The sequence below is a fragment of the Alteribacter keqinensis genome (genome assembly GCF_003710255.1).
Classification (GTDB): Bacteria; Bacillota; Bacilli; order Bacillales; family Salisediminibacteriaceae; genus Alteribacter; species Alteribacter keqinensis.
On sequence record NZ_RHIB01000003.1, the window covers coordinates 94,821 to 107,188 of the forward strand.

At 48.8% G+C, this 12,368-nt stretch carries 11 protein-coding genes; all 11 read left to right on the forward strand.

Annotated elements, in window-relative coordinates:
- The first annotated feature begins 8 nt into the window (after positions 1-8).
- The 11 genes from EBO34_RS15690 to EBO34_RS15740 all read left to right on the forward strand — a co-directional run bounded on the left by EBO34_RS15690 (position 9) and on the right by EBO34_RS15740 (position 12,346).
- Positions 9-1,508 (forward strand): glycoside hydrolase family 10-like protein, encoded by a 1,500-nt coding sequence (locus EBO34_RS15690; RefSeq protein WP_122900316.1) that lies wholly within the window; start codon positions 9-11, stop codon positions 1,506-1,508.
- A gap of 365 nt (positions 1,509-1,873) precedes the next feature.
- Positions 1,874-2,800 (forward strand): N-acetylmuramic acid 6-phosphate etherase, encoded by a 927-nt coding sequence (murQ, locus tag EBO34_RS15695; RefSeq protein WP_346725807.1) that lies wholly within the window; start codon positions 1,874-1,876, stop codon positions 2,798-2,800.
- 60 nt (positions 2,801-2,860) lie between these two features.
- Positions 2,861-4,216 carry a sugar ABC transporter substrate-binding protein gene (locus EBO34_RS15700; RefSeq protein WP_122900320.1) on the forward strand — a complete coding sequence of 452 codons (1,356 nt, stop codon included), beginning with the start codon at positions 2,861-2,863 and terminating at the stop codon, positions 4,214-4,216.
- 118 nt (positions 4,217-4,334) lie between these two features.
- Entirely contained in the window at positions 4,335-5,225 is an 891-nt protein-coding gene (locus EBO34_RS15705; RefSeq protein ID WP_122900322.1) for a carbohydrate ABC transporter permease, read from the forward strand.
- Positions 5,222-6,055, forward strand: a complete 834-nt coding sequence (locus EBO34_RS15710; protein ID WP_122900324.1) for a carbohydrate ABC transporter permease — start codon at positions 5,222-5,224, stop codon at positions 6,053-6,055. The genes EBO34_RS15705 and EBO34_RS15710 overlap by 4 nt, the downstream gene beginning before the upstream one ends.
- 63 nt (positions 6,056-6,118) lie before the next feature.
- A complete protein-coding gene (gene nagZ, locus EBO34_RS15715) occupies positions 6,119-7,654 on the forward strand; it encodes a beta-N-acetylhexosaminidase (RefSeq protein ID WP_122900326.1) in 1,536 nt (511 codons plus the stop codon).
- Positions 7,655-7,906: 252 nt separating this feature from the next.
- The gene (locus EBO34_RS15720; RefSeq protein ID WP_221175159.1) at positions 7,907-8,767 is read left to right on the forward strand and encodes a MurR/RpiR family transcriptional regulator; all 861 of its coding nucleotides are present in this window, start codon (positions 7,907-7,909) and stop codon (positions 8,765-8,767) included.
- Positions 8,768-8,781: 14 nt separating this feature from the next.
- The gene (locus tag EBO34_RS15725) at positions 8,782-9,948 is read left to right on the forward strand and encodes an anhydro-N-acetylmuramic acid kinase (protein ID WP_122900330.1); all 1,167 of its coding nucleotides are present in this window, start codon (positions 8,782-8,784) and stop codon (positions 9,946-9,948) included.
- A 639-nt stretch (positions 9,949-10,587) separates the two neighbouring features.
- Positions 10,588-11,304, forward strand: coding sequence for a hypothetical protein (locus EBO34_RS15730; protein WP_122900332.1), 717 nt, complete (start codon positions 10,588-10,590; stop codon positions 11,302-11,304).
- Between the two features lie 152 nt (positions 11,305-11,456).
- Positions 11,457-11,936, forward strand: coding sequence for a DUF456 domain-containing protein (locus EBO34_RS15735; protein ID WP_122900334.1), 480 nt, complete (start codon positions 11,457-11,459; stop codon positions 11,934-11,936).
- Between the two features lie 146 nt (positions 11,937-12,082).
- Complete coding sequence (locus EBO34_RS15740) at positions 12,083-12,346, forward strand: hypothetical protein (RefSeq protein WP_122900336.1); 264 nt, start codon at positions 12,083-12,085, stop codon at positions 12,344-12,346.
- The last annotated feature ends 22 nt before the right edge of the window (positions 12,347-12,368 follow it).

Here is a 12,368-nt window from a genome sequence, read left to right on the forward strand (position 1 = left end):
GGGATTGGATGAAACAGTTATTCCGTTCGATGGGGTTAACAGGGTTACTCGTCATTTTTCTTATAGGCTCACTGGCTCCGGCAGCACCGATGAGTGCCGAGGCGTCTGAGGAAGAAGATCCGTTTACACGGGCCTTTTGGGTACAGGCCTTTGAGGATGGGCTGAAATCACCGGAACAGGTGGATCAGCTTCTGGCGGATGTGGAAGCAGCGAACATGAACACGATTGTGGCACAGGTAGTACGGAGACACGATGCTTACTTTAACAGCTCCTACTTACCATTTACAGAGGATCCGAACATGACAGAAGGGTTCGATGCCCTTCAGTACTTAATTGATGGGGCAAAAGACAAAGGAATTGAGATTCACGCGTGGATTGTATTAGGACCGATGTGGCACCCGATCTACGGAGGAGCTCCGGAAGCAGAGGAGCACATTTACAACCAGTACGGACCAGATGCGACGGACGACGAAACATGGGTGACGAAGGACTACAATGGTGCAGTAGCCAACCGAATGCAGCCGTACCTCGACTTCGGCCACCCGGAGGCGAGAGAGCACGCGATTAACATGGTGAAAGATATTGTAAGCGGTTACGATGTTGACGGGATCCATGTTGACTATATCCGCTATCAGGAAGACGGCAAAGGATACAACCCGACTTCACTTGCCCGCTTCCAGGAGGAAACCGGCCGTACTGACCGTCCTCTTGCAAACGATGCCGAGTGGATTGAATGGAAAACACACCAGATTGACACGCTGATGAAACGGATTTACTTAGAAACTATGAATCTGGATATGAACGTTGACGTAACGGCGGCTGTTTTATCATGGGGCTTTGACGACCCGAGAGAAAATGATTTCACAGACCTGGATCCGGTCCAGCGGGCACACCAGAATTGGGAAAAGTGGCTTCAGGAAGGCTACCTTGATTTTGCCTATGTAATGAACTATGACCCGGAAGCGACGCCTGGAAGAGGCGAGCGCTATGATCAGTGGATCGAGTATCAGAAAGATCTTGAGCGCACGAGGGGCATGATCATCGGGCCGGCTCTTTACCTGAACTCGATTCCGGACAGCCTGAAGCAGATCAAGCGTGCGATTGAGCCTTCTCCAAGCGGAAACATAGCTGAAGGAGTCAGCCCGTACGTATACAACGTATGGAGCAATGACAACCGTCCGTTTGCGGACCTCCTTGCAGCTCTGACGGTTCCGAATGAGGACAATGACTTTGAAGCGCCGTTTACGGAGAAAGTAGAGCCGTTCCCAACGCCTTGGAAGGACGAGCCTGTGGGTCACCTGTTGGGCAGCTATTCTTCTGACTTATCAGGAGAAAAAGTGGTTGTTACGAGAGGAGTAAGAGGCGAGGAAGTGGCCGTCGGTAAAATTGACGGATCTGGCATTGCCGGGTTTACTGATCTTGAGCCGGGCAACTACTTTGTCCACGTGGATGGAGAGTCCACCCGTGTTCAGGTGAAAAAAGGATCAGTGACGGCGTTCGAACAGTAAACGTGAGAGAAGTGGGGCGGCTTATGAGGTGGAAGGATACCTTGTGAGCCGTTTTTTGCAACAGGGAAGCTGGGGTTTGGGGGCGCGGGCGTATGTATGTGTCGGGTTGTGTCGTATTTTGCAGAATGACCGATATATTCAGTAAATTGACGGAAAAATGCCCAAAAACGACTGATAAAAGCACTAAAACGACGGATAAACCGGGAAAAACGACCGATAAAACAAAAACACTTCTCAAACTATAATTATCGGACAATTTCAAAAATTTACTTGCTTTTAATTTGAAATTTAGTTACATTTAAAATATTAAATTACTGAAATATTATTTCGTTATCTGAGAAGGTAATTCCTGATGAAATTTGGTGATGAGCATGGAACAGAACCTGTCTTGCTTACTTACAGAGCAGCGAAACACCGCTTCTGCAGGGCTTGATTTGAAAAAGACAAAAGAAATTTTAACGCTGATGAATGAAGAGGACCAGAAAGTTTCCCGGGCCGTCCATGACTGTCTTGACGAGATTGAAAAGACAGTGGACCTGGCTGTTGATGCCATCCAGCGCGGAGGAAGGCTGTTCTACGTGGGGGCCGGCACAAGCGGCAGGATCGGCGTCCTCGATGCTGTAGAGTGTCCCCCCACTTTCCGCACGCCGCCTGAAATGGTACAAGGGATCATTGCAGGAGGAAATTCGGCGATGTTTTGTGCGAAAGAGGGAGCAGAGGATTCCGTTGAAGGCGGAGCGAGGGCAATGGAGGATGTGAAGCTCTCCAAGCGTGACATCGTTATCGGGATCGCCGCGAGCGGAAGGACGCCTTTTGTGATCGGCGCTCTTCAATTTGCAAATAAGGTAGGGGCTGCTTCCGTTGCCCTGAGCTGCAACCCATCATCAGAGATTGGCAGTGTGGCAAAGATCAGCATCGAGACGATCGTGGGCCCTGAAATCCTCACCGGATCCACGAGATTAAAGTCGGCTACGGCACACAAAATGGTATGCAACATGATTTCCACGACGGTCATGATTAAGCTTGGGAAAGTTTACGAGAATCTGATGGTCGATCTTCATGCGAGTAACTACAAGCTTTATGAACGGGCAAAACGGATTGTACATGAAGTGACGAATGCAAAGGAAGACGTCATTGTTGAAGCTCTGGAAAAGGCGGAGCACGATGTGAAACTCGCCATTGTACTCATTGAAACAGGCGCTTCGGTTGAGCAGGCAAAAGAACGGCTGGCAAACGCTAATGGGGCAGTCAGGCAGGCGATCACATCGACGAAAAATGAGCGTTCGTCATAACGGCAATGGAGACCTGAAAAAGGTTCCATAGATATTTTGAAAAAAGGGGATGAAGGTTGCATGAAAAAGAAGGCGGGTTTGATCACGGGTATTTCACTTAGTTTACTGATGCTGGCTGCATGTACAGACAATGCGGAAGATGCAGATGCAGGTGCCGATGAAGAGGCCGATACCGAAGAAACAGCAGATGAAGGGGATTCTGATGATGCTGCGGGATCTGACGAAGAAGCCGAGCTTCGCGTCTGGATCATGGAGACAGGTTCACCTGAAGAAGCAGAGGACTATTTTGACCGGGTGACGGAACGTTTCAATGAAGACTACCCTAACGTTTCAGTCGATGTTCAGTTTATTCCGTGGCTCTCTGCCCACCAGACACTGGTTACTTCCATTGCAGGGGGAAGTGCTCCGGATATTTCAGAGCTCGGAACCACATGGAACCCTGAGTTCGCAGCGATGGGAGCTCTTGCCGACATGGATGATATCGTTGCAGACTGGGGCATGGAAGATGGCTGGGTCGATGCTCTTGAAGAGGTAGCAACATACGATGAAACGCTCTTCGGTGTACCTTGGTACGCAGGTGTCAGACAGCTTGTTTACAATACAGAGCTTTTTGAAGAAGCAGGTGTGGATGTGCCTGAGACATACGATGACCTGTGGGAAGTCGGCGAAGCCATTATCAACAATACCGACGCTTATGCCTACCCGGCAGTGGGAATTTCCCAGCACTTTGTCCTGCCTAAGATCTGGCACTTCGGCGGAGAGCTGGCTGTACAGGAAGAAAATGATGACGGCGAAATGGTATGGGTATCCCAGGTTGATCAGCCTGAAGCTGTTGAAGCTGTAGAATTCTATACGGATATGTACAAAGAAGGCTTTGTTCCTGACGGCGCATTGAACTGGTCTGTACTCGATACTCGTCAGGCATTTGCCCAGGAAGACCTGGCCATGACGATCGATCTTCCACCTGGTATTAATGCGATGATTAATGAGAACCCGGACCTTGAAGATAAAATCGGCGTTGCGCCGCTTCCGGGGAACGACTCAAATGCGAGTTTCGTAGGCGGATCCAACCTGGCCCTGTTCGAGCAGTCTCAAAACAAGGAACTGGCAGCCGAATACTTAAAGCTTCTTGTTTCTGATGAGTTCATTACAGAGTGGGCTGATTTCACTGGATTCTTCCCGGGAACAATTGACGGTCTTAACGACCCGATGTTCTCAGAAGATGAGACGCTGAGCGTGTTCTCCGATGCACTGGTGGAAGGGCGTTCTTACCCTGCAAGCCCGTCATGGGGACGCTTTGAAGGGGAAAACCTCTTCGTCGCTCCAATCCAGGAGATCATGCAAGGATCCAAAACCGCCCAGGAAGCTATGGATGACGTAGCTGAACGCATGAACAACGCATTCTCAACAGAATAACACGAGTGACGGAACAGCGAATTGTTCCAAAACGGCAAAAGTCCGTCGAGACTATTTCTCTGACGGACTTTTCCATACATACTGCGCAAAGTCTTTAGAAGAATGGAGTTGGAAAGAGATGAACAATCGATGGCTTCCCTGGTTTTTGCTGGCACCAGCGCTGATTCTAATCCTCACCTTAACCATCTACCCGCTGTTTAACACGTTCTACCTATCTTTCAGACAATATGATATGTATTCCCTCATGACGGGTGTTTCTTCCTGGGTCGGGTTAAGCAATTATACGGAAACGCTCACAGATCCATTCTTTTGGACGGTAACGAGAAACACCGTCGTCTTTGGTCTGGCCTGTGTGTTCGGGACCATGATTGCAGGACTTTTGGTTGCGCTTTTGCTGAATACAAAATTCAAGGGCAGCCGGATCTTAGGGATTGTCATCTTGATTCCATGGGTATTCCCGGCTGTTGCAGGGGGAATCGTATGGCGCTGGATGTTCAACGATCAGTACGGAGTGGCCAACTACCTCCTCACACAGATCGGCCTTACCCAGTTTGACGGGTTTGCCTGGTTTAACACACCTTGGACGGCATTCACGGTGATTTTCTTTATGATTGTATGGCAGAGCTTCCCCTTTATCGCCGTTTCCCTTCTGGCGGGGTTCCAGACAATTCCCGATACGCTTTACGAGGCAGCGGAGATTGATGGCGCCAATGCGTGGCATAAAGTAACAAAAATTACCCTGCCGATGCTTAAGCCCCTTCTTCTTATTCTGTTTATTCTTTCAACGATCTGGGATTTTAAAATCTTTGACCAGATCTACGTCATGACCGAAGGCGGACCGGCACGGGGCACGTACGTCCTGGCCCTCTATTCCTGGAGCGAAGCCTTTAACTCCCTGAACTTCGGCATGGCTTCTACCATCGCCATGCTCATGTTCGTGTTACTGATGTTCTTTATTGTGATCTACATTTACTTTCTCCGAGAGGAAAAAGGAGGGAAGCCGGCATGAAGCGAAAAACAACGTTCCAGAAAGTTCTGATCTATGCAGCTGCCATCTTTGTGTTTGTCGTTTCCATGTTCCCGTTTTGGTGGATGGTGATCAGTTCCTTAAAACCATCTTCAGAGATTTTCAGTAGCGTGCCGACGTTCTGGCCCCATGATATTACGTTTCAGCACTACTACAATATCTTCGTCCGGGCAAACTTCTGGGTTTATTTCACCAACAGCTTAATGGTGGCAGGAACCGTAACCTTGCTTGGGACAGGGATCGCTGCTCTGGCAGGCTATGCGATCGGACGCTTCAATATTAAAGGAAAAAATGCGATTCTTCTTATGATTCTGAGTGTGCAGATGTTCCCTCTGGTTGTTATGATTATTCCGTTATTTATCGTCATGAGCAGACTGGGCCTGGTCAACTCCCTGGTCGGACTTGTGATCGTTTACCTGACGTTTGCTCTGCCGTTTTGTATCTGGATGATGCGAAGCTATTTCGCCTCGATCCCGGTGGAAATTGAAGAGGCAGCCATGATTGACGGGTGTACGAGAATGCAGGCCTTCCGGAAGGTCATCTTCCCCCTTGCCTGGCCTGGTGTTTCTGCAACAAGCATTTTCGCCTTTATTACTGCATGGAATGAATTTGTCTTTGCCGTTACGTTCATTCAGGACGATTCGCTCCGGACGCTTCCATTGGCCCTGCAACAGTTTTTCAGCCGGTTTACCGCTGATTTCGGGGGACTGATGGCCGCTTCAACCATTGCGACGATTCCGGTTCTGCTATTCTTTATTTTCTTCCAGGGAAAAATGACGAAGGGCCTTGTACAGGGCTCCGTAAATACTTAAAAAAGGCATTGAAAAAGTTCGGTCTTAACTTTTTCCAGTGCCTTATATAAGGGAGATGATCGCATGAACATTGAAGAAAAAGTCGGCCGGCTCATGATGATCGGCATTCCGGGTACCACAGTGGACAAAGAAACAGAACAGCTGATCCGGGACTGTCACGTGGGTGGTGTAATTTATTTTCAGCGGAATGTGGATACGCCAGATCAGGTAAATGAACTGTCGGCGCGCCTCCAGCAGATAAACGGGGGCGGCTCCCCGCTTCTTATCGCCATCGACCAGGAAGGGGGAATGGTGGCCCGTATCAGAGACGGGGTCACACAGATCCCCGGTCAGATGGCAATCGGGGCAACAGGCGATCCCTCAGTGGCAAGGACACTGGCACAAATCAGCGGAAAAGAGCTTGCAGCCCTTGGAATTAACGTGAACTTTGCTCCGTGCGCCGATGTGAACAGCAACCCCGCGAACCCGGTCATTGGTGTCCGGTCCTTTGGAAGCGACCCTTCCACAGTGGCGTCGTTTGTCAGGGAAGCCGTAGCGGGCTTTCAGGAGAGCGGCGTGTCTGCTACGATCAAACACTTTCCGGGACATGGTGATACGAGCGTCGACTCCCACCTGGCCCTCCCTAAATTGGACCATGATCTGGACCGCTTAAAGGAAGTGGAGCTCGCACCGTTTCGGGCAGCAGCTTCTGAAGCCGACCTTGTCATGAGTGCCCACATTAAATTTAACGCCCTCGATCCAGATTATCCGGCCACCCTCAGTAAGCCGATTATCAGCCGGCTGCTCCGGGATGAGATTGGTTTTGAAGGCGTAGCCATCACGGATTGTATGGAAATGGACGCGATATCGAGGACGTATGGAACGGCCGATGCTGCTGTAAAAGCGATTCAGGCAGGGATTGATATCGTCTTAGTTTCCCACACAACATCTCTTCAGCGGGAAACCCACCAAAAACTTGTGGCGGCAGTGAAAAACGGCCACCTTTCACTGGCGCGGGTGGAGGAAGCCCTTGGCCGGATTGAACGCCTGAAGGCGAAGCACGGGACAGGAAAAAGGAACGAGAACCGGATAGAAATACTCGTTGAAAAACACCGGGAGACAGTAGACGGGATCCGGAAGAGGACGATTTCTTCTTTAACAGACAAATGGACGCCCCTCTCGGCAGACGAAAAGGTTCACGTCGTTTTTTGCAGGCCCCACCGTCAGTCCTATGCGGATGAGCAGACAGATGAGTCCAATCTGATTGCAGAGCAGCTGAGAGCAAGGGGGTTTGACGTTTCTTCTACATCTGTAGAAAGTAACCCTTCCAAGGAAGAAGTCGTCCACGTGCTGTCTCAGATCGACGGCGGCAGTACAGTCGTTTTTTGTTCTTATTTACCGGGAAATAACGAGAATCAGCGCCTCCTGGCAAAAGAGCTGTCGAAACACTACTCCGACATGGTTGGTGTCAGTTTACGCTCACCGTACGATGCAGAAGAGTTGCCGTTTATCCGCCGGTATATTACCGGATTCGAGAGCACAAAAGGGGCAATGACGGCTCTTAGTGAGGTCTTGTCCGGAAAAGAAGAACCAACAGGAAGAGTCCCCATCACACAATGACGAAGCCACTGAAAAAGCACAAAACAACTTTTTCAGTGCCTTTTATTTGAGTGACAATGGCTTCAGCGGTTGCGCGCCTGACACGAAAAAACCACTCATACCAGGCTTTTAAAACATGCAACCGTTACGCTTATTGCTTAGAAGGCACTGGAAAAAGTTAAAGATCGAACTTTTTCATTGCCTTCTACAATGACGTCATTGTGTGATTATTTCTGAAACAGATATAATTGATTCAAGATGGGAAGGGATACGATGAATAACATAAAATCAGGGGCATTGCGAATGATTGCCGAGGTGACCAATCAGCTTTCCCCCTCTGAAAAGAAGCTGGCAGCGTATGTGATTGAGCACCCGTCACGAGTGATCGGGATGACAGCGAACCAGCTGGCAGAGGCAAGCGATACGAGCAGTGCGGCGGTCGTTCGTTTCAGTAAATCGGTTGGCTATAAAGGCTTTCAGCAGCTTAAATTAAAAATTGCAGGAGAACTGACGAACGACTATGATGAAGGCTTTCACGATCTGCATCCCGGGGAAGAACCGGCATCTGTTGTTGCAAAGGTCACGAACAACAGCATACAGACGTTAAAGGAGACGTTGCAGACGCTTCAGATAGATCAGCTGGAGCGAGCGGTTGACGCGATTGCCGGGGCGAATGTGGTTCACTTTTTCGGAGTCGGGGCTTCTCAGATCATTGCCCAGGATGCAGAGCTCAAGCTTTCACGGATCAATAAGCGTGCACACTCGTTTTCGGACTTTCACGTAGCAGCGATGCATGTTGCCAACGTCCAGCCCGGGGACGTGGTATTTGGCATTTCTTTTTCCGGTGAAACGTTTGAAGTCGAACGGATCATGCAGCTGGCAAAAAAGCGGGGAGCCACGACAATCGGGTTAACGCGTTTCGGCGTATCCCCCGTGGGCAAAGTGGCTGATATTCTTCTCCAGACGTCCACGTCCAAGGAAACCACCTTCCGAAGCGGGGCCACATCGTCACGAATTGCCCAGCTCACGGTGATTGATATTTTGTTTATGCTTCTGGCAAACAACCAGTTTGACGTGGTCATTAAGCATCTTGAAGAAACAAGAAGTGCCATTGACTTCATTCAAAAGAAGTAAAGGGGAGAGGCAGGATGGGCGATTATTTAGTACCAGCCACCACATACATGGCGGTCGGCCTTATGTCCGGCACCTCCCTGGACGGTATTGATGCCGCCCTCGTGGAACTCAAGGTGGATGGGAAGGGAGACGTACACTCGTGTGAACAGGTGAAAGGAGTGACCGTCCCTTTTTCAGCAGGAAGAAAAGAGCAGATCGAGAATGCCATGGACATAGAGCGGTCCAATATCCGTGATATTTGTGAGCTCAACGTCGTTTTGGGCCGGGATTTCGCAGCCGCTGCCGAACGTGTAGTAAAAGAGAGCGGCAGAACAATGGCGGACCTAGCCTTCATCAGCTCCCACGGGCAGACCGTTTATCACATGCCGGAAACGGGAGCAACGCTGCAAATCGGAGAACTCTCTGAAATAGCCAAACAAACGAACGTGCTCACCGTAGGCGACTTCCGCCCATGTGATATGAGTGTGGGAGGAGAAGGAGCTCCTCTCGTTCCCTTCGTGGATCACCTTCTTTTCCGCCATCAGGAAAAAGGGCGGGTTCTTCTGAACATTGGCGGAATGGCGAATGTCACCCTCCTGTCTCCGGCATCCGTTAGCAGGCCGATGATTGGCGGAGATACGGGACCCGGAAATGTACTGATTGATCAGTGTATGGCCATTTTAACCGGGGGAAAGCACACCTATGACCGCGGTGGAGCATATGCTTCTGCAGGTCAGGTGGATCACTTATGGCTGGACAACCTGATAGAAGGGGACAGCTTTCTTAAGAAGCCTCTTCCTAAAAGCACCGGACGTGAGCGTTACAGCAGGGAAATGGCTGAAAGGCTTGTTGAAGAAGGAAAAAGCAGAGGCTTATCAGGAGAAGATATTACAGCCACAATCTCCAGCTACACTGTCAGGTCGATCCGTGACGCTGTTACCCCTTTTATTGGTCAGCTCGGACTTGAAGACGTGTTCGTTGGGGGAGGGGGAGCTGAGAATCACTATCTGATGGAAGAACTGGGAAAAGAGCTCGGAATGCCTGTTTACCGGATGGAGGAGCTGGGGGTATCTTCGGAATTTAAAGAAGCAGCTGTTTTTGCCGTCCTTGGGCTTTACCGGCTGAAAGGACGGCCGAATAACGCACCGGAAGCGACAGGGGCAAAAAAGCTCGTTTCGATGGGGAAAGTGGTATTGCCTTAAGGAAAAAACCAGCCGGAGGGCTGGTTTTTTGCGTGTATAGCGGATGAAGCGTAAGGCGATATGTGAGGCAGGGGCCCCATATCGGTATGCGATATACGAGTTCCCCGACCATCAATCAGTAGTGTCGTATCGCCCGCCGATACGTTATGAAACCAGGCTTGGAAAACGCGGTTGATAGTGATAGATATGCCTTATAAGGGGGAAAAAATACTTGGTCATAGTACGAGACGACACAAAGTTTAAATAAGACAGATTGGAGACGCAGTGGCAGGCATATCGTATGGCGATACATTCCCTTTAAAAGATTAACAATCTTGTTGGTATCGCATAGCGATACCACAAAATAAAGGAGAAGGAGGCAGGGGGAATCAACCTCTGGGTTTAATAGACCCAAAAGTTAAGAATCTAGTTCATATCTTAAAGGGAGTTCAATAAGCGGAAATTAACACCAAACGTTCACAGATACTGAATTAAAAAAGCGATACACAAAGATTGCCAGGCGATATAGCGCTATCCTTATCCTTATGAGACCTCGTACCTAATTTCTATTTTATCTGACAAATCCTCGTATCGGATGGCCATACATCTTGCAAATTCGACAAAAAACCTTCATATTTATAATAGATAAGGAGGTCCGATATGCGACACGATATACAGCCGAATGAACGCTCTTTCTCAACGAAGGAAGTGGCAGAACAAGTAGGTATTGCAACGCCAACAGTACGGAAGTATGGCCAGATCCTGGAGCGGAACGGATACGAGTTTTTTAAGGATAGAGACCGGCGGATCTTTGTCCAATCTGACATCGATGCCCTTGTAGCGATACGCGATACGGACAAGCCCCTGGACGACACGGCGAAAGACCTTGTAATTGAGCAGAAAGAGAGATTGGACAGTTCACAAGACTCTCATACAACAGACGTAGCGCTACCCGATACATACGGCAGCCTGCCTCAAGATCCGAACCAATTGAAAGAAAGTCTGATGTTTTTAGCGAAAGAGCTGGCGGCTACACGGGAGATGAATGTGCAGCTGGGAGAAGGCATGACGCACCTTAAACGAACGGTAGCCCAGCTTCAGCAGGACCATCACGTCATCAGTTCCGGAATCGGAAATTCAGCACAGCGGACACAGTCCAAGATTGAACGACTGACTGAGCAACAGAAGTCCCATTATGAAGCATTGCTTGAACAGGAAAAGGAAAAAAGCGAGCTTCTTCAAAAAGAGATTCAGGCGATGCGTGAGGAACAGAGGCAGGAATGGAGGTCACAAAACGAGTTTAACAAGCGGCTGGAAGAAGCTGCACAAAAACCGAAAGGTGGTTTTGAGAGGCTCTTTTCTATGTTCAGAAAATAATCGTAGAAGATGTCTCAAAAGAGCACAATGTAAAAGAGGTTGATCCAAAAGGTAAAGAACGGCCTTTTGGATCAACCTCTTTTACTATTAGAAACCTCCGTTTCCGGGTACAATCACTTTTAAGCAGTCTATTTTAGTCATAAGGAGCATGTATGGATATTTTAATCTGGTTGATTATCGTCTCATTTTTTCTGTTAAGCTTTGTGGGTCTTTTTTATCCTGTGATCCCCGGCATTCTCATGATCTGGCTCGGATTTGCATCGTACCACTTTTTTATGGATTCCCTCGGGTTTTGGTCGTGGGGAAGCCTTCTCGTTCTGACTGTTCTCATTTTCGCAGCGGATTTTGTGGCGAATATGTACTTCGTGGAACGCCGGGGCGGTTCGAAGTGGGGAGGGAGGATGGCAATCGCCGGTCTTATCATAGGGGCATTCGTTGTACCGCCTTTTGGCATTATTCTTGTGCCCTTTGCTCTCGTTGTGATCACTGAATATCTCGTTACAAAAGATATAACGTCCGCTTTAAAAATCGGAACGGGAACCGTGTTTGCTTTTTTGAGCAGTACGTTTGCGAAGTTTGTCATTCAAGTGGTTATCATCGTGATCTTCATTCTTGATGTTTGGTTGATGTAGAGTCAGGGTGGCACGATGATCAGTCACCCTTATAGATAAAACGGGAAAATAGACATAGGACATGTGTGGATAATGTTTACAGACACCTTGAAACCAATTCCAATTTACTAGATAATATTAACTAGTTAATGGTTGGGAGGGGTTTGATGGATTACCGTGAGCTGGTAAGCATTGTTGTGTTGTTAAAGGATAATCATGAGAGCGGCACGAGGGAAGGAAAATACTTCTTTTTCAAATATTTGGACATCGTGCTCGATCCGAAAAGTGATATTTATATTTTAGGAGATTTACATAAGCTTGCCGAGGTGTTGAAGGATAACGGCGTTTGCGAGTTTAGCGACGTAATCGGGCTTTATGACAGCAAGGCCGGCGGAAAGCTCAGTGAATTGTGTGGTGGCTGCTATGCGTGAGAAGCCGCCATTAAAGAACATT